At 60.4% G+C, this 19,829-nt stretch carries 17 protein-coding genes; 12 read left to right on the forward strand and 5 right to left on the reverse strand.

Annotation, left to right across the window (positions count from 1 at the left end; genetic code table 11):
- The first annotated feature begins 210 nt into the window (after window positions 1–210).
- Entirely contained in the window at window positions 211–1,113 is a 903-nt protein-coding gene (lpxO, locus tag ACJ8OK_RS03380; protein WP_015378219.1) for a lipid A hydroxylase LpxO, read from the forward strand.
- 36 nt (window positions 1,114–1,149) lie between these two features.
- On the opposite strand, the gene chaA is transcribed toward lpxO, so the two are convergent.
- Window positions 1,150–2,253: a sodium-potassium/proton antiporter ChaA gene (gene chaA / locus ACJ8OK_RS03385; protein WP_004934723.1), complete on the reverse strand. Its 1,104-nt coding sequence runs from the start codon at window positions 2,251–2,253 to the stop codon at window positions 1,150–1,152.
- A gap of 294 nt (window positions 2,254–2,547) precedes the next feature.
- Window positions 2,548–3,366: a siderophore-interacting protein gene (locus tag ACJ8OK_RS03390; RefSeq protein ID WP_049240591.1), complete on the reverse strand. Its 819-nt coding sequence runs from the start codon at window positions 3,364–3,366 to the stop codon at window positions 2,548–2,550.
- A 130-nt stretch (window positions 3,367–3,496) separates the two neighbouring features.
- On the opposite strand from ACJ8OK_RS03390, the gene chaB reads away from it, so the two are divergent.
- The 10 genes from chaB (at window position 3,497) to ACJ8OK_RS03440 (ending at window position 14,631) form a co-directional block, all read left to right on the forward strand.
- Window positions 3,497–3,724 (forward strand): putative cation transport regulator ChaB, encoded by a 228-nt coding sequence (gene chaB / locus ACJ8OK_RS03395; protein ID WP_016927335.1) that lies wholly within the window; start codon window positions 3,497–3,499, stop codon window positions 3,722–3,724.
- 252 nt (window positions 3,725–3,976) lie between these two features.
- Complete coding sequence (locus tag ACJ8OK_RS03400; protein ID WP_021504033.1) at window positions 3,977–4,672, forward strand: gamma-glutamylcyclotransferase; 696 nt, start codon at window positions 3,977–3,979, stop codon at window positions 4,670–4,672.
- Window positions 4,673–4,974: 302 nt separating this feature from the next.
- A complete protein-coding gene (gene cbl, locus ACJ8OK_RS03405; RefSeq protein ID WP_004934716.1) occupies window positions 4,975–5,928 on the forward strand; it encodes an HTH-type transcriptional regulator Cbl in 954 nt (317 codons plus the stop codon).
- 175 nt (window positions 5,929–6,103) lie between these two features.
- Window positions 6,104–7,672 carry an ABC transporter substrate-binding protein gene (locus tag ACJ8OK_RS03410; protein ID WP_437198893.1) on the forward strand — a complete coding sequence of 523 codons (1,569 nt, stop codon included), beginning with the start codon at window positions 6,104–6,106 and terminating at the stop codon, window positions 7,670–7,672.
- Complete coding sequence (locus ACJ8OK_RS03415; RefSeq protein ID WP_442530387.1) at window positions 7,672–8,727, forward strand: ABC transporter permease; 1,056 nt, start codon at window positions 7,672–7,674, stop codon at window positions 8,725–8,727. The genes ACJ8OK_RS03410 and ACJ8OK_RS03415 overlap by 1 nt, the downstream gene beginning before the upstream one ends.
- Window positions 8,724–9,593 (forward strand): ABC transporter permease, encoded by an 870-nt coding sequence (locus ACJ8OK_RS03420; protein WP_442530388.1) that lies wholly within the window; start codon window positions 8,724–8,726, stop codon window positions 9,591–9,593. The genes ACJ8OK_RS03415 and ACJ8OK_RS03420 overlap by 4 nt, the downstream gene beginning before the upstream one ends.
- A complete protein-coding gene (locus ACJ8OK_RS03425) occupies window positions 9,583–10,425 on the forward strand; it encodes an ABC transporter ATP-binding protein (RefSeq protein ID WP_016927340.1) in 843 nt (280 codons plus the stop codon). Before ACJ8OK_RS03420 ends, ACJ8OK_RS03425 begins: the two co-directional genes overlap by 11 nt.
- Window positions 10,422–11,093, forward strand: a complete 672-nt coding sequence (locus ACJ8OK_RS03430; protein ID WP_004934700.1) for an ABC transporter ATP-binding protein — start codon at window positions 10,422–10,424, stop codon at window positions 11,091–11,093. The genes ACJ8OK_RS03425 and ACJ8OK_RS03430 overlap by 4 nt, the downstream gene beginning before the upstream one ends.
- 132 nt (window positions 11,094–11,225) lie before the next feature.
- On the forward strand, window positions 11,226–12,800 hold the full coding sequence (locus ACJ8OK_RS03435) for an ABC transporter substrate-binding protein (RefSeq protein ID WP_060559804.1): 1,575 nt from the start codon (window positions 11,226–11,228) through the stop codon (window positions 12,798–12,800).
- A 220-nt stretch (window positions 12,801–13,020) separates the two neighbouring features.
- The gene (locus ACJ8OK_RS03440; protein ID WP_060559803.1) at window positions 13,021–14,631 is read left to right on the forward strand and encodes a hypothetical protein; all 1,611 of its coding nucleotides are present in this window, start codon (window positions 13,021–13,023) and stop codon (window positions 14,629–14,631) included.
- Here ACJ8OK_RS03440 and ACJ8OK_RS03445 read toward each other — a convergent pair.
- The gene (locus ACJ8OK_RS03445; RefSeq protein WP_033632779.1) at window positions 14,628–15,296 is read right to left on the reverse strand and encodes a prepilin peptidase; all 669 of its coding nucleotides are present in this window, start codon (window positions 15,294–15,296) and stop codon (window positions 14,628–14,630) included. The genes ACJ8OK_RS03440 and ACJ8OK_RS03445 overlap by 4 nt on opposite strands.
- A 429-nt stretch (window positions 15,297–15,725) precedes the next feature.
- Here ACJ8OK_RS03445 and ACJ8OK_RS03450 point away from each other — a divergent pair, with 429 nt between their 5' ends.
- On the forward strand, window positions 15,726–17,237 hold the full coding sequence (locus tag ACJ8OK_RS03450) for a YchO/YchP family invasin (RefSeq protein WP_033632780.1): 1,512 nt from the start codon (window positions 15,726–15,728) through the stop codon (window positions 17,235–17,237).
- Here ACJ8OK_RS03450 and narL read toward each other — a convergent pair.
- Both narL and narX read right to left on the reverse strand, forming a co-directional pair.
- Window positions 17,234–17,884 carry a two-component system response regulator NarL gene (gene narL / locus ACJ8OK_RS03455; protein WP_033632781.1) on the reverse strand — a complete coding sequence of 217 codons (651 nt, stop codon included), beginning with the start codon at window positions 17,882–17,884 and terminating at the stop codon, window positions 17,234–17,236. The two genes, ACJ8OK_RS03450 and narL, sit on opposite strands and share 4 nt — an antisense overlap.
- 10 nt (window positions 17,885–17,894) lie before the next feature.
- Entirely contained in the window at window positions 17,895–19,679 is a 1,785-nt protein-coding gene (gene narX, locus ACJ8OK_RS03460; RefSeq protein WP_015378206.1) for a nitrate/nitrite two-component system sensor histidine kinase NarX, read from the reverse strand.
- Between the last annotated feature and the right edge of the window lie 150 nt (window positions 19,680–19,829).

A 19,829-nucleotide genomic window follows, 5' to 3' on the forward strand; every position in this document is an offset into this window, starting at 1 on the left:
TTCGGCGGCCTTTTTTATCTCCGCAATTTCCGCTCTCGTTTAACCTTTGTGTAAATTATTGTGGTTTTTTGTATAGATTTTCCTTGAGTTAGCGTTAATGATTAATGGGTTCCAGATTGGCGCGCAATTTGCGTGCGGCGCCAAAAGGACATTATCTGGGGTGTGCGCCGCGCGGCGCATAGCGTGTGGGTTCTTTGCTGCGATTCAAACATGAAATACATCATTCTGCTTTTGCTTATTTTATGCGTCGTCTATGTGCATTACCGCGGGCGGGTGCGCTACAACGTGTGGCGGCAGCTGTCTGACCATTCCACCTTTACCGCACCGTTGAACGTCTTCATGTATCTGTTTTCTCGTGTGCCGACTACGCCGTACCTGAAGCCGGAGCAGTTCCCTGAGCTGGCGGTACTGCGGGAGAACTGGGAGACCATCCGCGACGAAGGACAGAAGCTGATGGAGATCCAGCAGATCAAGGCGTCCGATCAATTCAACGATGCCGGTTTCAACTCGTTCTTCAAGACCGGTTGGAAGCGCTTTTATCTGAAATGGTATGAGGACAGCCATCCCTCCGCCATGACCCTGTGCCCGCAGACCACGGAACTGCTGCGCAGCCTGCCTTCGGTCAAGGCGGCGATGTTCGCCGAACTGCCGGACGGCAGCCGTTTGCCGCGCCACCGCGACCCTTACGCCGGTTCGCTGCGTTATCACCTGGGGTTGATTACCCCCAACGATGACCGCTGCTTCATTGAGGTGGACGGTGAGCGCTACAGCTGGCGCGACGGTGAAGGGGTGATGTTCGATGAAACCTATCTGCACTACGCGGAAAACCAGAGCGGGCAGAATCGCCTGATCCTGTTCTGCGATATCGAACGGCCGATGCGCTACCGCTGGGCGCAGGCGGTGAATCACTGGCTGGGGCGCAACCTTATGAGCGCCGCCACCGCGCCGAACGAAGAGGGCGATCGCACCGGCGGCGTCAACAAGATGTTCAAATACATCTATGCGATACGCCGGGTGGGGAAACGGCTGAAGGCCTGGAACCGCACCGGCTATTACATCATCAAGTGGATTTTGTTCGGGGGGATCGCCGCGGCGATATTCTTCTCGGTATAACGCAGGCAGGGGCGCACAGAGTGCGCCCCTTTTTGATCAGGCGAAGATCGTCATCATGTAGGCGGCGAACAGCGCCAGGTGGGCGGTGCCGTTTAGCACGTTGGTGCGGCCGGTCGAGAACGACAGCTGGCACAGCAGCAACACCGTCAACATCACCACGATATGCGGCGTTTGCAGGCCGAAGATCAGCGTCTGCCCGGTCAGGGTAGCGATGATGGTCACCGCCGGCACCGTCAGGGAGATGGTCGCCAGCACCGAACCGAAGAACAGGTTCATGGCGCGTTGCACCTGATTGTTCAACACGGCGCGCAGCGCGCCCAGGCCTTCTGGCGACAGGATCAGCAGCGCCACCAGGAAACCGGTGAACTGCGCCGGCGCGTTCATTTTGGTCAGCAGGCCTTCGAGCGGATTGGCATTGAACTTGGTGACGGCGATAACCGCGATCAGGTGCACGATGAGCCAGGCGGCATGCCAGGCACTGCTGTGCGAAGAAGGCTTGCCGTGATGCGGATCGCCATCGTCGTCTTCATGCTCGTACACGAACAGGCTCTGGTGGGTTTTGGTCTGGATCACCAGGAATACGCCATACATGGCGGCGGAAATCAGCGCCACCAGCAGTGCTTGCCCGGTGCTGAAGTTGCCGCCTGGCAGCGCGCTTGGGAACACCAGCACGATCACCGCCAGCGGGAAAATCGCCATCAGATACTGCTTTATGCCGCCGAGGTTGACGTACTGGGTGGCGAACTTGCGCCCGCCGAGCAGCAGCGCGAAGCCGACCAGGCCGGCGGAAACGATCATGATGATGGAGTACAGCGTGTCGCGCATCAGCGCCGGCGCGGCGTCGCCGGTGGCCATCAACGCCGAGATCAGGCTGACTTCGAGGATCACCACCGACAGGCTGAGGATCAGCGAGCCATAGGGCTCGCCCAACCGGTGGGCGAGCACGTCGGCGTGGCGCACCACGCTGAAGGCGCTGCTGAGGATCCCCACCAGCGCGAGAATATTGATGCCGACGATCAGCGGAAAGTTAGCGGTGCTGCCCCATAAATTCAACACCACCAGCGCGGCGATGGGGAAGATCAGTGAGTATTCGGTGTGGCGAGACTTGGTGGATCGGCCAGGATCGTGTTGCGACTTCATGAGGGTGGCACTCCTTCTCAAACAGCGTAGCCCGTCAGCGCCGGTCGCCGTGATGCGGCAACTCTGCGTTTCCAGTAGGTATTTTATATTAGGATACACCCGCGGCGCCGGTGTGATGTTGTTTTTATCTGAGAAAGCAATTGCTTGCTTTATGTGATCAGAGTAACAAAAAAACCGCACGGGGTGCGGTTTTATTTACTTACTTTTACGCAATAACGTCAATTTACAACGTTAGATTTGAGAAAAGTCGTGTTTACTTATTTAGTTCGTGGTTATTCAAGGAAAATATGACCGCTAGTCGTCAATATTGTCCATGATTTCATGCCGTTTATTGTGGTATCCCTCTTCATTTAGCCCTTCACGCCAGTAAGGCACGGCATAAAGACGATTACGATCGCATTGACGTTCGCGCCGCAGGTAACGGCGCAGCTCCACCACCAGGCGATCTTCACCGGCGAGCCAGAAGTGCGCTTCCCCCTGCGGCAGGGACTGCGCGCGGAATCGAGCGATCAATTCGTCGGTTTTTTCCGTGCCGCCGACGATCCAATTCACCTCAACGCCGGCAGGTTTTTCCAGGTCAATCACGTCGGCAGTGCTGTCGACGCGGATGAAAGCGCGCCCGGCGCCGTGCGGCGGCAGGTTTTCCAGCAGCGCGGCCAACGCAGGCAGCGAGGAAGGATCGCCCGCCAGGCAGTAGAAGTCGGCGGCCGGCAGCATCGGTTTGGGGCCGCCTGGATTGCTGATGCCGATTTTATCGCCGATTTTCGCCTGGCGCGCAAAGTCGACCGCCGGTCCCTGGTGATCGTGAATGGCGAATTCGATGTCCACTTCCGCCTGTTCCGGGCGCACGGCGCGAATGGAATAGGTGCGCACGATCGGGCGCACGGCATCCGCAGCCCAGCGCGGGCCGTTTTCAGTCAGCGTCGGCAGATCCGGCTGCGTTTGGCCGGCGAGCGGCAAAAAGACCTTGATGTGCGCGGCGGCGGCGTTGGCCGGGTAGTAGCGCAGATCGGGCGCGGTAAAGGTGATGCGGCGCAGGTGCGGCGTAATGTCCTGTACGGCGCTGACGGCGATCAGGTAGGGGGCGCGTGAGCGAGGGGCTTCGGTAGTCACGAGGATCTCCTTATAGTTCGTTTGGCGGTGAGTATACCATGCCGTTTGATAATGAGAATTGTTTGCTCATTGAGGCGCAACCGCGTGTGAGCTAGGCTTAAGGTCCACGCAATAAGCACGGGAGGACGTGATGCCATACCAAGACACGAACGACTTGCCGGACAATGTGAAGCATGTGCTACCGGAACATGCGCAGGCGATCTATAAAGAAGCGTTCAACAGCGCCTGGCAACAATACCGGGATCCCGACGATCGGCGCGGTGACGACAGCCGGGAGGAGACGGCGCATAAAGTGGCCTGGGCGGCGGTCAAGCAAAGCTATCGCAAGGGCGACGACGAACGCTGGCATAAAAAGTAACGCCTTTATGCCCCGGTAAAAAACGCGCAGACGTTATGCTGACCTCGGCAATTAATATTATTGCTGCTCAGTACAAATACTTTTCCACGTTAACGCCGCTTTGCAACTTGATTGCGCGGCGGGAAAAGAATATGGTCATTATTAATCGGCGCGGTTATTGAATTAATAAAATTCCGCACCAAAAAATAAAATTGCAAAGGTTCAGTAGTGGCGAGGGAGGACGAGAAATCGTATTCCCGGGAGGTTGTAACAGTGTTAACGCGAGATTTTCTGCAAAAAGCGGATTGCAAAACCGCCTTTGGCGCTATTGAGGAGTCGCTGTTGCTGACGCCTGAACAGCGCGCAGCCTCGTTGGAATGCACGTTATCGCGCCGGCCGGATCACAGCCCGGTATGGGTATTCGGTTACGGTTCGCTGATGTGGAATCCGGTTTTCGAATCTGAAGAAGTGCGGCCCGCCATGCTGCAGGGCTGGCATCGGGCGTTCTGCATGCGTTTGACCGCCGGGCGCGGCACGTTGCATCAACCGGGGCGCATGCTGGCGCTGAAAGAGGGCGGCCAGACCACCGGATTGGCGTTTCGTCTGCCGGAAGGCAAGCTGCGTGAAGAGCTGGAGCTGCTTTGGAAGCGCGAAATGGTGACCGATTGCTACGTGCCGACCTGGTGTGAACTGCAGTTGGATGGCGGAGAGACCGTCACGGCGCTGGTGTTCGTGATGAACGCGCAGCACCCGCTGTTTGAAGCAGACACCAGCCACCAGGTGATCGCGCCATTGATCGCCAGCGCCAGCGGCCCGCTGGGTACCAACGCGCAATACCTGTTTGCGCTGGATAACGAGCTGAAACACCACGGCATGCAGGATGATTGCATCGGCGATCTGGTGCGCTATGTACAGCAATGGTTGCAACAGAACCGCCCCGGCGCTTTCGGGGCTGAGGCTACCGCCTGAGGCGTTAACAGGGCAGCAGACACTGAAGGGCTCAGCATGCTGAGCCCTTTTTCATATATCTAATACCTCTATTTAATAACTTTATTCTGCATGATGATTTAAGGCTCTTTATTTGTATGGTTATTTATCTCATTATTTTTAAAGACATTCATCATTTTCCCACGTCCTCACCCCCCGAGAGCCACGATAAATAATTCACTTAGTATTAAATTGCATAAGTAAAGGTTATTTCTTATTTGTTCAGCCCCGCAGGACTCCGTATCAATATGGCAAACGCTACCGCAAGAAACAGGGAGACGGGGATGAACTTTCAACAATTAAAAATTATTCGCGAATCGGCGCGCTGCAACTACAACCTGACCGAGGTCGCCAATACCTTATTTACTTCGCAGTCCGGCGTCAGTCGGCATATTCGCGAGCTGGAAGAAGAGCTGGGCATTGAAATATTCATTCGCCGCGGCAAACGGCTGTTGGGCATGACCGAGCCCGGCAAAGAGCTGCTGGTAGTGGCGGAGCGCATTCTTAACGACGCGAACAACATCCGTCGCCTGGCGGATGTCTTCAGCAGCAACGATTCGGGGCAACTGCATATCGCGACGACGCACACCCAGGCGCGCTATAGCCTGCCGGGGGTGATCAAAGAGTTTCGCGCGCTTTATCCACGGGTGCGGGTGGTGCTCAATCAGGGCAGCCCGGAGGAGATCGTTTCTATGCTGGCCGCCGGTGAAGCCGATATCGGCATTGCCAGCGAACGGCTGATGAGCGACGAGTCGCTGGCGGCATTCCCCTACTACCGGTGGCATCACACCATTCTGGTGCCGGAAGGGCACGAGTTGACGCGGCAGCCGCAGGTGACGCTGGAGATGCTCAGCACCTTGCCGTTGATCACTTACCGCCAGGGCATTACCGGCCGCGCGAAGCTGGATGCGGCGTTCAAATCAGCGGGCCTGACGCCGGACATCGCGCTCAGCGCGCAAGATTCCGACGTGATTAAAACCTATGTCGAGCTGGGGTTGGGCGTGGGCGTGCTGGCGGACATGTCGTATGAAAAAGAGCGCGATCGCGGGTTGGTCAGCCTCAACGCCGAGCATTTGTTTGAACCCAATACGGTCTGGCTGGGCCTGAAACGCAGCCAACTGCAGCGCAACTATGCCTGGCGCTTTATTCAGCTGTGCAACCCGACGTTGTCGCTGACCGAAATCAAAGACAAGGTCTTCTCGTCGCAGCTGGATGCGGTGATTGACTATCAGATTTAACCGATAAGCGGCAGGCAATTCCTGCCGCGCATTCTGCATCGCCTGCCTAATAATCAAAATCCCATCTATATACATAAAAAGAATATCTATAGTGATTTAAGTACCTTCAGCTGCCGATCGTGCTCGCATACACTCGCAAAATTATTATAAATTCCATCCGCTTGGAGAGTTTCAGATGAAAGCGCTCGTTCCTTCTTTGCTGTTTTTGGCCGTGGCGGCCAGCGTTAACGTACAGGCGGCGACGCCGGCCAACACGCTGGTGATCGCGCAATCTATCGATGACGTGGTCAGCTTTGACCCGGCCCAGGGATTTGAGTTAACCACGGTGCAGTCGTTCAACAGCCTGTATCAACGTCTGATCCAGTCAGATCCGCACAATCCCATCGATCTTAAACCAACCCTGGCCAGCAGCTGGCAGGCCGGCGCCGACGACCGCAGCCTGACTTTCAGCCTGCGCCCGGACGCCAGGTTCGCCAGCGGCAATCCGCTGCGGCCGGAAGACGTGATCTTTTCGCTTTCACGGGTGGTGAAACTGAATCTGGAGCCGTCATTTATCCTGACGCAGCTGGGCTGGAACGCGAAGAACGTGGAGCAACACCTGAGCAAGGTGGACGAGCACACGGTAAAAATCAGCTGGAGTGAGAACGTCAGCCCGGCCTTCGTGCTCAGCCTGCTGTCGGCGCCGGTATCCTCGATCGTCGACGCCAAAGAGGCGTTGGCGCACCAGCAGGGCGACGATCTGGGGCATCAATGGTTGAACAGCCACTCCGCCGGCAGCGGCCCTTACAAAATCCGCACCTATGTGCCGCACGAAGTGGTGGTGCTGGACGCCAATCCCGGCTCGCCGGAAGGGGCGCCGACGCTGAAAACCATCCTGATCAAAAACGTGCCCGATCCGGCGGCGCGCCGTTTGCTGATCGAGCAGGGCGATGCCGATATCGCACGCAACCTGGGGGCAGACCAGATGGCGGCTCTGAAGGGCAAGCCGGGCGTCAAACCGCTGGCTATTCCTTACGCTTCGCTTTATTTCCTGCAGTTCAATGCCAAGGCGTCGCCGGCGCTCGGCAATCCGGCGTTCTGGGAGGCGGCGCGCTGGCTGTTCGATTATCAAGGCATCGCCGACGATCTGCTGAAAGGGCAGTTCCAGAGCCATCAGGCATTCCTGCCGGACGGTTATCTGGGCGCGCTCAAGGATCAGCCGTACAGCTTCAATCCGCAGAAAGCCAAAGAAATACTGGCCAAAGCGGGGCTGAGCAACGTCAGTTTCCGCCTGGACGTCAACAACCAGCCGCCGTATCTGGATATTGCCCAGGCGCTGCAGGCCAGTTTTGCCCAGGGCGGCGTGAAGGTCGAACTGGTGCCGGGCATCAGTTCGCAGGTCTCCACCAAGGTGAAAGCGCTTAACTACGATGCGACGCTGACCTCCTGGGGGCCGGATTACTTCGACCCTAACACCAACGCCGCCGCCTTCGCCTACAACCCGGAAGACGGCAGCAAGACGCTGGCCTGGCGCGCCAACTGGCAGATCCCGGTGCTGAGCAAGCTGACGCTGGCCGCTACTGCGGAAAACGACACCGCCAAACGGGTGGCAGACTACCAGCAACTGCAAAAACAGGTGCAGCAAAGCTCGCCGTTTGTCATCGGCCTGCAGGCACGCAGCCTGATTGCGGTGCGTGACAACCTCAAGGGCTATGTGCAGGGCATCAACCCTGACATGGTGTTCTACAGCAAGGTCAGCAAGTAATGGCCGCTGACCTGTCCGCCGGCGCCGGGGCGGCCCGGCGGTATTGGCGCTGGGGCGGGCGGCTGCTCGGCGGCGCGCTGTCTCTGGCGCTGACGTTGCTTGGCCTGCTGCTGTTCACCTTCATGCTGTCGCACCTGGCGCCGATCGATCCGGCGCTGCAGGTGGCGGGCGATCACGCCAGCGAAGCCACCTATGCGCAGGTGCGGCACGAGCTGGGGTTGGATCAGCCGCTGCCGGTGCAATTTTGGCGTTACCTGGTGCACCTGGCGCACGGTGATTTGGGCATTTCGCGTATTACCGCGCAGCCGGTGTTGAGCGATCTGTTGCGTACCTTCCCGGCGACGGTGGAGCTGGCCACCTGCGCCATTATCCTCGGCGCCCTCGGCGGCATTACGCTGGCGTTTCTGGCGGTGCTCAAACCGGGCAGCTGGCTGGATAACGCGGCGCGTCTGCTGTCGCTGATTGGTTATTCGGTGCCGATTTTCTGGCTGAGCCTGCTCGGGCTGTTGCTGTTCTACGCCACGCTGCATTGGTCGGCGGGGCCGGGGCGGCTGGACGACATTTACTTGTACAGCATGGAGCCGCGCAGCGGTTTCGTGTTGATCGACAGCTGGCTGTCCGGCGATCGTGAAATGTTCTACAACGCCATCGGCCACCTGTGGCTGCCGGTGGTGGCGTTGGCGCTGCTGTCGATGGCGGGCATTACCCGGCTGCTGCGGGCGGCGATGCTGGAAGAGTGCAACAAGGAATACGTGACGCTGGCGCGTTCCAAGGGCGCCGGCCGCCTGCGCATTCTGCTGCGCCATGTATTTCCCAATGTGCTTGGCACGCTGATCACCGTACTGTCTCTCTCCTACGCCAGCCTGCTGGAGGGCGCGGTATTGACCGAAACGGTGTTCGCCTGGCCCGGCGTCGGGCGTTACCTGACCTCGGCGCTGTTTGCTGCCGACACGACGGCGATCCTCGGCGCCACGCTGCTGATCGGCACCTGTTTCGTGCTGTTGAATGCGCTGGCCGACGCCTTGACCTATTTAGTGGATCCGCGAACTCGATGAGCCAATATCTCTCTGAACACGAACCGCAAAGCGAGCCAGCCGTCGGTGACCGCCGCGGTCGGCGTCTGACCACGCTGACGCTGGGTGCGGCGCTGGTGGCGATCCTGCTTGTCACCGTGCTGCTGGCTCCGTGGCTGGCGCCTTTCGATCCCAATCTGCAGCATATCGAGCTGCGGTTACTGCCGCCTTCGGCTGCACATTGGCTGGGCACCGACGGCTTTGGCCGCGATTTGCTCTCCCGCGTGATTTACGGCGCGCGGCCGACGCTGATCCTGGTGTCGCTGATTCTGGTGTTGACCATTCCCATCGGCCTGCTGGTCGGCATTTGCGCCGGTTACCTCGGCGGCTGGGTCGAGCGCATTTTGATGCGTCTGACCGACATTTTCCTGTCGCTGCCGAGTCTGGTGATCGCGCTGGCGTTCGTGGCGGTGATGGGGCCGGGGCTGATGAACGGTGCGCTGGCGCTGGCATTGACCAGCTGGCCGGCCTTTGCCCGCCAGGCGCGGGCCGAAACCCTGGCGCTGCGCCGCAGTGACTACCTGGCGGCGGCGCGCATGCAGGGCATCAACGGGTTGCGGCTGATGGTCGGCCACATTTTGCCTTTATGCCTGCCGAGCGCGGTGGTGCGTGCGGCGCTGAGCCTGGGCGGCATCATCCTGTCCGCCGCCGGTCTGGGGTTCCTCGGCATGGGCGTCGCGCCGCCGACCGCCGAATGGGGTTCGATGGTGGCCGAAGGCAGTAAAGTGATTTTCGACCAATGGTGGGTCGCCGCCGCACCAGGCGGGGCGATCCTGTTCGCCAGTCTGGCGTTTAACCTGCTGGGCGATGGCCTGCGCGACAAAATGGATCCTCGTCATGGGCACTGATAACACTTTATTGACCGTCGAACGGCTGGCGATCGGCGTGCCGGGGCCGCAGCCGGCGGCGCTGGTGAAGAATATCTCGTTCAGCATGGGGCGGGAGCGGCTGGCGCTGGTCGGCGAGTCCGGTTCCGGCAAGTCGTTGACCGCGCGTGCGCTGATGGGGCTATTGCCGCCGCCGTTGCAGCTGCAGGCGCAGCGCCTGACGCTGGGCGATGAAGACTTGACGCGCCTGAGCGAACGCCAGTGGAGCCGCCTGCGCGGCGACCGGGTGGCGATGGTGATGCAAGATCCCAAACATGCGCTGAATCCCAATCAGCCGATCGGCCGTCAGGTGGAGGAGCCGCTGGTGCTGCATGCCAAGCTGAGCCGCGCCGAGCGGCGTGAAAAGGTATTGGAGATGCTGGCGGCGGTGGGATTGCCCGATCCGGCGGCGCTGTGCGGCCGTTATCCGCATCAGCTCTCCGGCGGCATGGGGCAGCGGGTGATGCTGGCCATTGCGTTGATCAACGATCCGCAGCTGTTGATTGCCGACGAACCGACTTCGGCGCTGGATCACCAGATGCGCGATCAGGTGCTGCAACTGATAGACAATCTGGTGGCGCAACGCAACATGGGGCTGATCTTGATCAGCCACGATTTGCAGCAGGTGGCGCACCACTGCGAGCGAGTGCTGGTGATGTACAAAGGCGAGCTGTTGGATCAACTGCCGGCGGCAGAGCTGGCGCAGGCCACGCATCCTTACACTCGCACGCTGTGGGCGTGCCGGCCGAGCCGCGAGACGCGCGGCAAACCGCTGCCGGTGCTGGACCGCGCGCTGTTGGAGACGTTGAAATGAGCGTAATTGCACTGGAGAACCTGAGCGTCAGTCACCGCCAGGGCTACGAGCTGCGCACCGTGGTGCATGAGGTTAACCTGCACATCGAACCGGGTGAGTGTTTCGGGCTGGTGGGGCCTTCCGGCTGCGGCAAGTCCTCGTTGCTGTGGGTGCTGGCCGGGCTGAATGGCAGCTGGCAGGGCGGTTTTGAGCTGCTGGGGCGGCGGCTGCAACCGGGGCAGGCATTTACCGGCGAGCTGCGGCGCGAGGTGCAGATGGTGTTTCAGGATCCCTATGCTTCGCTACACCCCAAGCACCGGCTGTTGCGTACGCTGTCGGAGCCGCTCAAGCTGCTGCAGGAAAGCGATATCGAACGCAAGATCAGCGCGGGCTTTCGCCAGGTGGGGTTGGATCCGCGCCTGCTGGATCGCTACCCGCATCAGCTGTCGGGCGGCCAGCGGCAGCGCGTGGCGATCGTGCGCGCATTGTTGCTGCGGCCGAAGTTGCTGCTGCTGGATGAACCGACTTCGGCGTTGGACATGTCGGTGCAGGCGGAGATCCTCAATCTGCTCAACGAGCTGAAGCAGGCGGGCGAGCTGACCATGGTGTTGGTCAGTCACGATGCGGACGTGATTGACCATATGTGCGATCGTTCGGTGGCAATGGCGCACGGCCGCATCAGCATTTAAACCTGTGCCCGCCAACGCGGCGGGCATATCCATCTTGGTAATAAATAAAGCAATTTATCGTCGTTCTTCTGTTAATTCTTACCCCCTACACTCGAAAAACAGCGCAACCGCGTGATTGTGGAGAGTGTATCGATGAAACGGTTAATTCCAACCTTATTGTATGGCGCGCTGGCGGCCGCTTTCGGTGCGCAGGCTGCCACCCCGCAGGATACCTTGGTGGTGGTCAGTTCGTTGGAGGGCATTATCAGCCTCGATCCGGCGGAGAGCTTTGAAACCGTCAGTTCGGCCAATCTGGTCAACCTCTATCAGCGCCTGGTGGCGCCGGATCGCGCCGCGCCGCAAAAGCTGGCGCCGGACGCCGCAGGCAGTTGGCAAGCGGGCGCCGATGGCCGCAGCCTGACCTTTACCCTGAAACCGCAGCAGCGTTTCGCTTCCGGCAACCCGCTGCGGCCAGAAGATGTGATTTTTTCGCTGGTTCGCGCGGTGAAGCTGAACAAGGCGCCGTCGTTTATTCTCGGCGAGTTTGGCTGGACGCCGGATAACGTTGAGCAACAGCTGAAGAAGGTGGGGGATAACCAGGTGCAACTCAGTTGGCCCGCCAACATCGGCAGCGAGTTGGCGCTGCGGCTGCTGACGGCGAATGTGGCTTCGATCGTGGATGAAAAGCTGTTGAACGAGCACGCGCAGCAGGGGGACTACGGTAACGCCTGGCTGCGCAGCCATTCCGCCGGCGGCGGCCCGTATCGGGTGAACAACTATGTGCCGCATGAAGCGCTGCTGTTTGGCCGTAATGACTACGCCCCGTCGCCGGCAAGGTTGAAAACGGTGTTGTTCAAGAACGTCAGCGACGCCGGTACCCGCCGTTTGCTGTTGCTGAAAGGGGATGCCGACGTGGCCTACGATCTGGGGGCCGACCAGTTCGACTCGCTGCGTAACGCGTCTGGCGTGCGCATCGAGCAGGCCGATGCGCCCCGGATCTATTACCTCGGTTTCAACACCGGCAGCAAAGACAATCCGGCGCTGGGCAATCCGGCGTTGTGGCAGGCGGCGCGCTGGCTGGTCGATTATCAGAGCATCGCCGAGCAACTGCTGAAAGGGCAATATCGCGTGCATCAGGCCTTCTTGCCGCAGGGATTGGACGGGGCACTCGACGATCGGCCGTTTAAGCTCGACGTGGACAAAGCCAAACAGATCCTGCGCGATGCCGGCATCGCTGAAGGCACGCGCATCGATCTTATCGTCATCAACCAACCGCCGTATACCGACATCGCGCAGGCGCTGCAGGCCAGTTTTGCGCAGGCCGGGCTGCGGTTGGATATCCATCCGGTGGTAGAAAGCGATCTGTGGGGCAAGATGCGCGGCCGCGATTTTCAGGCGATCTTCACCTACTGGGGCGCCGACTACCTGGATCCGAACACCAATGCCAGCGCCTTTGCCTATAACGTGCCCGGTGGGCCGAAAACCCTGGCCTGGCGCACCCAGTGGAACATTCCCGCCATCAGCGCGGAAACGCGCGCCGCGGCTGCGGAAGGTAACAGCGCCGCGCGCAGCGCACGTTACGTCACGTTGCAACGGGAACTGCAGGCCAGTTCGCCGTATGTGGTGGCGCTGCAGGGGCAAACGCTGGTGGCATTGCGAGACAACGTCGAAGGTGCCCGGTTGGATATCGCCAACAGCATGCTGTATCTGGATCGGGTCAGCAAGTAGCGGGTTTGTCCGAGCTTTCTGTCGCACCAAAGGCCAACGGCGAGTGAAATCGCTGGCTATTGCTACCTCGGATCGCGAGATGTTGTGTCAGGGTGAAATAAAATGAAATTTCATAACACGCTCATATGACGGTGATAGATTGGCACTGAAAGGCGGCGTTGTTTACGCCTTTCACCGCGGCCGTCCGCAATGATGCGGACACATCACGTCAGGAGATATTATGGACAATAACGAAAACGCTTCAGGATCGCGCGCAGCAACCTTGTTCGCCACCGGTGAGGTTGTTACGCCGGAACAGTTTTATCAGGACAGCGACGGAAGCAACTGGGGGCCGGCGATCAACAAAGCGGCGGCGGCGGCGCTGCAAGCCGGTGGTACGCTGTCCCTTGGGAAGCGGGTGTATACGGTCGCCGGACACGTACTCATTCAGACGACAACGGACATCTACGGCGGCATCGGGTTGCGGGTGGTCGGATTGGGACGGGCGACCAAAATTGTCAAGACGGCGGACAGCAGTTACACCAACGAACAGGGCGAAACGAAGAAAGCGGTGATCGTGGTGAAAGGCTTCGCCAATCTGACGCTGCACGGCTTGACGTTGCGGGATGATACCGGCGTAGACGACACTCACGGCGTGTGGTTCAGCGATCGCAATATGACGAAGTTTGATATTCGCGACATCTACACCAAGGTCGGCGGTTATTCGCTGTTTGTCTCGGGCGACATGTTCATTAACTGGCTGGTGAACGTGCAGATGGAGGCAAACGCCAATCGCCCGGGCGATGGGGTGCTGTGGATGGACAAGTCCGGCACCACCAATTTTATAGACGGCCTCTACGCCGCTCGTGCCAAGGGGACTGCGTTCAGAATTTCAGGGTTTTACTCTACTATCGGCTCGTTGGCTGCGGATGACTGCATCGGCGATATCTACTCGTTCAAAGATTTTAACGGCACGATCAATTCGTTGGGTTGCGAGAACCGCAACACGCAGCGCGCCGCCAATGTCAGCGTGTTGTCCACCAACTTTGCCCAAGGCACGATAGGCAATATCAATATCCAGGACGCGCAGAATGTGGAGAGCGGGAGCGTGTTGTGCCGATTCATCAACGAATCTCGTTGGGACATCGGTCAGTTGACTCTTTACAGCGGTTCTAAGACGCCGTTCCCGGCGGCGATCGCCGCCTGCAGCAACAATACCGAGGTAACCTTCAGTAACGTATACAACGGCGGCGTCCCGGTGGCCGGCAAAAGCACCGTCGACGTTACGTCGTTTTTAAGCGGGGTCGAAGCGATGTACAGTCTGGGCGAGCGGGGAATTGCCCCTTCCGCCACCAGCAACCATTTGCCGCGCAATATCTCGAAACAGCAATCGTGGACTTTTTTAGGCACCCTGACCGCGCCGGATCGGCAACCAACAACGCGCATTACTCTGCAACAGGGCGTAAGCACCAAGGTGCTGGCGTGCGATTTATATATCACGTTCGATCTGTCTTCGCAGGCGACCGCCTTTGTCGTCAATAAAGGCAGCTATAGCGCGAAAGGCGCCTTTATGTTGCGGCGCACCGGGCCGTTAAGCTGCGAAATATATTACCGCGTCGAGAAAGATTTCGGCTTTGGCAGTTATCAGGTGCAGACTACGCGCGGCAGCTACTGGCGGCCGGACGGCGTTTCATTGAGCACGCCACCCGCCGATGCGTTGGAAATCCGCAGCGATGAGGTGTTATCCACCACCAGGCTCGCGGTGATCCAGCCACTGGCCAATCCGACAACGGCCAGCACTGCGGAAGTGGCCGGATTGCTCAATCGGCTGATCGAGACACTGAAGAACTAACCGAATAACGCCGGCGCATTCTGGCCGGCGTCCATCAAGAGCAACAGCCAGCCGGCGGCCGCCAAGGCGATGCCGAAAGGTTGCCGCGTTCGCCAGGCGCGGCGGTTGCGGCGGCCGCGCGTCAATGCCATGCCTAATCCGAACATGGCCGCCAGACAGACCAGCAGCGGCAGCATCGTCCAACCGAGCCAGGCGCCCAGCGCCGCCAGCAGTTTGAAATCACCCTGGCCGATGCCGTTACGCCGCCGCACCTGCCGATAAAGCGCATTGAGCAGCCACAAACCCCCGTAGCCGGCGGCGGCGCCGATAACCGCGTCGCCCAGCGTCGCCCAGCGAGCATCAAGATTGCACAGCATCCCGCCCCACAGCAGCGGCTGGGTTAACCGGTCCGGAAGCCACCGGTGGCGCCAGTCTAGCCAGGCCAGGGCGATCAGCAACGCCGCGGCCGGCGGTAACCACAGCCGGTGTGCTGCCGGCAGGTCGAAGGGCAGCGCCGTCAACGCCAAACCGAAGGCCGTCAGCAGCAGGCTACGGCGGCGCAATTTCGGTGGGCTGGCGCGCCCGGCCGCCATTCGCTCCAACCGGGTGATGAGCGTGAAGGCGACCGCACCTGCCGACAGCAGCGCGGTGAAAAACAGCGCGGGCCACAGTAAGGAAAGAAACATCGGGGCTCCGTCAGTCGTGAAATAGATGTTTAAAATAACGGCAAAATGCGTATTTCATCGGGGTGAAATGCGGTGGGCTGTGAGGAATGCGCAGTTGTACGCATCGCCACTTCACGTATTGCAGAGTGAGGCAATGTCATGCGCGGAGGCGCGCAGCAGTGGGGTGTTGCGCTTTTTATCGGCAAAATCGGTGCTGAAATGGTGTGAATTCACCTGGCGGCCGGAATGGATCGGCAAATGGCGTAAGTGACGGCGTCACTGGGGAGTGATTGGGGTTTATCCTATTGTTTCTGTTCGTCAAGCCGTTAGACTTTAAGGGAGAGGCGCCCCGGCCTGGACGGGGCGTAGGGTTTCCAGAACTGCCGCGGGAAAGGCGACAGCAAAGCAGTGGGTTGGCGTGCTCCAGGAAGGAGGGAAGCCAACGGTGTCATGAAAGACGTTATTCAGGCAGTACTCATCAAGACTAAAAAACGACTCTGGCGCCGACGCCAGACGGCGTGGCTGGCCGGGGCGCTGGTGTGGCTGGCCGGCGCGGCGCCCGCCTGTGCCGAATCCCCGCCGGCGCCGGAGAGCGTTGTCTCTTCCGCACCGGCCGCCGCAGATCCGGCGGCGAACTTGCCCGAACTGGGCGGCGCGCCCGATGACGCCGCGCGCGAGAAGCAGTGGGCCGAGATGGCGAAGCAGTTCGGCGAAAAAGATCTGAATAACGTTTCCCGTCAGCAGATGCGCAGCCGCGCCGAGGATTATCTGCTGGGCCAGGCGACCGGCGCGCTGCAACAGCAGGCGCAGGAACTGTTGTCGCCGCTGGGCACCGCCCGATTATCGCTGAAGATGACCGGTGAGGGGGACTTTACCGGCAGCAACGGGCAGTTATTCAGCCCGCTGTACGACGTCGACGGATTGCTGACCTACAGCCAGATCGGCTGGCTACAGCAAAGCGCCGGGGCGCTCGGTAATTTCGCGCTGGGGCAGCGCTGGATCGCCGGTGACTGGCTGCTGGGGTACAACACGGCGCTCGACAGCGATTTCGCCCGGCAGCGTAATCGCGGCAGCGTCGGCGCGGAGGCCTGGGGAGACTACCTGCGTTTCTCCACCAACTATTACTACCCGCTGTCGGCGCTGGCGCAACAGCCTGGCGATGGCGTGTTTTTCAGCCGCCCGGCGCGCGGTTACGACATTACGACGCAAGGCTATCTGCCGTTTTATCGCCAGATCGGCGGTTCGCTCAGCTATGAGCAGTATCTCGGCGATAATGTCGATCTGTTCGGCAGCGGCAAAAAACAAAACGATCCGCGCGCGATGCAGCTGGGGCTCAATTACACCCCGGTGCCGTTGGTGACGATGAAGGCGCTGCATAAGATTGGCGCGGGCGGGCAGAGCCAGGATCAGATCGAGCTGGCGCTGAGCTATCGGCTCGGGGTGCCGTTGGTGAAGCAGATTTCGCCGGAGTATGTGGCGCAGGCCAAGTCGCTGCGGGGCAGCCGCTACGATCCTATCGAACGCAAGAACGTGCCGGTGTTGGAGTTCCGCCAGCGCAAAACGCTGCAGGTGTTCCTCGCCACGCCGCCGTGGAGCCTGCAGGCGGGGGAAACCGTGCCGCTGGTGCTGGAAATCAAGGCATTGAACGGGATTTCTCACGTCAGTTGGCAGGGGGATACGCAGGCGCTGAGCCTGACGCCGCCGCACAACGCCAACGATCCGCAGGGCTGGACGGCGATCGTGCCGCCGTGGGACGATGCGCCGGGCGCCGCCAACAGCTACCGGCTATCGGTCACGCTGGAGGACGATAAACAGCAGCGCGTGACGTCCAACTGGATAGAGCTGAAAGTGGCGCCGCCGCTGACGGCGACCGCCGGTGATGACGCGGGCCTGCCGCCGATCAAAACCCTGACGCCGCCGCCGATCCCGGCGCAAACCGGGCCGCTGTACGGCGGCGACTAACCGTTTTTACCCTGCAGCACCCACACGGCGGCCTCGACGCGGGATTTTAGCTTCATCTTTTTCAGCAGGTGTTTGACGTGTACCTTGACGGTGCTTTCGGTGATGGTCAGGCGGCGGGCGATCAGCTTGTTCGGCAGCCCCTGGGCGATCAGCTTCAGAATATCCCGTTCGCGCGGCGTCAATTGCTGAATATCGCGATCGGCGCTGGGGCGGTTTTCCCGCAGGCTGGCGGCGAGGATCGGCGTCAACGTTTCGCTGAGCACCATCTGCCCGGCCGCCGCCTGATGCAGCGCCTTCAGCAGATCCTCCGGCTCCATGTCTTTCAACAAATAACCGTCGGCGCCGCGTTTGAGCGCGCTGACGACGTCGTCTTCATGGTTGGACACGCTGAACACCACAACGCGCCCCGACAGGTCGGTCTGGCGCAGACGATCCAGCGTTTCCAGCCCGTTGATGCCGGGCATGTTGAGGTCGAGCAGGATCAGATCCGGATCGTGCTGCTCCGCCAGCGTGACCCCTTGTTCTCCGTTGCTGGCTTCGGCGATGACCTGCAGGCGAGCGTCCAAGCCAATCAGCTGTTTTACGCCGTTGCGCAGCATCGGGTGGTCGTCGATCAGTAAGATGGTGGCGGCGGTTTCTGTCGTCATGGTGTCTCCGTTAGTCGATGGCGTGGTTATCCGGCGTGAAGCTGACTCGCACCTCGGTGCCGCCGCCGCTGCGCGGTAAAATGTCGCAACGGCCGTGCAGGCTCTTGGCGCGATCGCGCATGATGATCAAGCCGTAATGGTCGGGGCGGGATGTTTCGGCCGGCAGGCCGCGTCCGTTATCGCATACGCTCAGGGTCACTTCGCCCCGTTTGTTGATGACCTGAATGCTCACCTCGCTGGCGGCGGCATGCTTAAGGATGTTGCTGAGCGCCTCGCGGGCGATCTGCAGCAGATGAATGGCCTGGTAGGCGGGCACCGTGCGCGGCCCCAGTTGGTAATCGAGGCTGATGTTCAGACCCAGTTTGGGATTGAACTCCGCTACCGTCGATTGCAGCGCCGCCAGCAGGCCCGGTTCGGTCAGCTGCAGGCGGAAGGTGGTCAGCAGCTCGCGCAGCTGGCGATAGGCGCCGTTCAGCTCTTCGCGCATCTGCTGCACCAGCGCCTGGCTGGCGGACGAGAGCGTTTCGCCTTGCATCTGCAGGCAGGCGATCTGCATTTTCAGGCAGGAGAGCGATTGGGCGATGGAGTCGTGCAGCTCGCGGGCGATTGCCGCCCGTTCTTCCATCAGCATCAGCTGCTGCTGGTGGTCTACCTGACGTTCGATGGCCAGCACGCTGGTCAGTTGCTCCACCAAAGTGTTGACCAGCTGGCGGTGCTCATCGTTCAGCGGCTGTTGCGGCGCATGTTGCGCCACGATCACGCCGTAGTCGCCAAGTTTGTCACTCAGGCTCCAGCTCAGCGACGGGTTGTCGGGATGCTGGCGGTCGCTGTCGTGCAGGCAGGCGCTGCACACCGGATTATGGCAATGCTCCGGCCGCAACGGCTGGTTGCCGCTCAGCTGCAGCAGCGGCTCCCGGCTGTCGTTTTCATACAGCCGCACCTGAATGGCGCGCAGCGGCGTCAGGATTTGCAGTTGGTTGAGCAGCGGCGTCAGGCGGCTGCACAATGGCTCGCTGGCGTGCAGCAGGCGGCTGGCGCGATAGAGGAAGCTCAGCATCTGATTTTTTTGCTGCAGGTCCGCGGTCTTCTCGGCTACGCGCTGCTCCAGCCCGCTGTAGGTGGCCGACAGTTCGTCAGACATGGTGTTCAACGCGCCGCCGAGCGACGCCATTTCATCCTGATGGCCGCGCTGCGCGAAGCGGCGGCTAAAGTCGCCGCGGCCCACCGCCAACGCCATTTCCACCAGCTGCCGCCACGGATGTAGCAACCGGCGGCGCAGGTAGCAGGTGGTGCCGATCAGCAGCAGCAGGGTCAGCGCGATAAAGCCGGCCTGCACCAGCGTCACCATCAGCAGGCGGCGTTCGGTTTGCCTGTCGATATCCGAGACCAGCTTATCCAACAGCTGCACGAAGTGCGCTACCTGCGGCGCGGCGTCGGCCGGGCGCTGCGCGCTACGCAGGCGAGGTTGCAGGGTCTGTTGCCAGTAGTCGCGCAAGGTGTCGAAAGGTTGCGTCAGCCCTTCCTGTTCCACCGAACGCTGCAGGTCGGGGCTGTTTTCGTCGCGCTCCAGTTCGCGGATCAACGCTTCATGCCGTTCATCCAGCGGCACCTGCGCCAGCAGACGGTAGCTTTGCATACGCAGCGAGCCGGCCTTGTTGATGGCATGCGCGTTGCCTTGAATGCTTTGCGACATCCAGGCGGAAATCCCCATGCCGGCCACGCCCAGAATGCCCGACAGCAACATCAGCAGGGCGACCTGATTTACGATCGAAAGCGGGGCCAACAGGCGTTTCATAAGCGCGGGTTCCTGGCATTTGGCGCCGCAGAAGCTCAGGGGCGAAGGCGGCGATGGGGTAAACAAGTAACGATTCAGCCGTATTTTTGATTATCCCTGAGCATAACCCCATACCTCGAATGAAGTACCCATTAGTTTCCAGCGGGGCGG

The organism is Serratia sp. CY71090 (genome assembly GCF_052166845.1).
Taxonomy (GTDB): Bacteria; Pseudomonadota; Gammaproteobacteria; order Enterobacterales; family Enterobacteriaceae; genus Serratia; species Serratia nematodiphila.

What these genes read in the sequence shown, in the direction of transcription:
- lpxO (WP_015378219.1), top strand. Translation starts at nt 211, where the DNA reads ATGAAATACATCATTCTGCTTTTGCTTATTTTATGCGTCGTCTATGTG.
- chaA (WP_004934723.1), bottom strand. Translation starts at nt 2,253, where the DNA reads ATGAAGTCGCAACACGATCCTGGCCGATCCACCAAGTCTCGCCACACC.
- chaB (WP_016927335.1), top strand. Translation starts at nt 3,497, where the DNA reads ATGCCATACCAAGACACGAACGACTTGCCGGACAATGTGAAGCATGTG.
- cbl (WP_004934716.1), top strand. Translation starts at nt 4,975, where the DNA reads ATGAACTTTCAACAATTAAAAATTATTCGCGAATCGGCGCGCTGCAAC.
- ACJ8OK_RS03410 (WP_437198893.1), top strand. Translation starts at nt 6,104, where the DNA reads ATGAAAGCGCTCGTTCCTTCTTTGCTGTTTTTGGCCGTGGCGGCCAGC.
- ACJ8OK_RS03415 (WP_442530387.1), top strand. Translation starts at nt 7,672, where the DNA reads ATGGCCGCTGACCTGTCCGCCGGCGCCGGGGCGGCCCGGCGGTATTGG.
- ACJ8OK_RS03420 (WP_442530388.1), top strand. Translation starts at nt 8,724, where the DNA reads ATGAGCCAATATCTCTCTGAACACGAACCGCAAAGCGAGCCAGCCGTC.
- ACJ8OK_RS03425 (WP_016927340.1), top strand. Translation starts at nt 9,583, where the DNA reads ATGGGCACTGATAACACTTTATTGACCGTCGAACGGCTGGCGATCGGC.
- ACJ8OK_RS03430 (WP_004934700.1), top strand. Translation starts at nt 10,422, where the DNA reads ATGAGCGTAATTGCACTGGAGAACCTGAGCGTCAGTCACCGCCAGGGC.
- ACJ8OK_RS03435 (WP_060559804.1), top strand. Translation starts at nt 11,226, where the DNA reads ATGAAACGGTTAATTCCAACCTTATTGTATGGCGCGCTGGCGGCCGCT.
- ACJ8OK_RS03440 (WP_060559803.1), top strand. Translation starts at nt 13,021, where the DNA reads ATGGACAATAACGAAAACGCTTCAGGATCGCGCGCAGCAACCTTGTTC.
- ACJ8OK_RS03445 (WP_033632779.1), bottom strand. Translation starts at nt 15,296, where the DNA reads ATGTTTCTTTCCTTACTGTGGCCCGCGCTGTTTTTCACCGCGCTGCTG.
- ACJ8OK_RS03450 (WP_033632780.1), top strand. Translation starts at nt 15,726, where the DNA reads ATGAAAGACGTTATTCAGGCAGTACTCATCAAGACTAAAAAACGACTC.
- narL (WP_033632781.1), bottom strand. Translation starts at nt 17,884, where the DNA reads ATGACGACAGAAACCGCCGCCACCATCTTACTGATCGACGACCACCCG.
- narX (WP_015378206.1), bottom strand. Translation starts at nt 19,679, where the DNA reads ATGAAACGCCTGTTGGCCCCGCTTTCGATCGTAAATCAGGTCGCCCTG.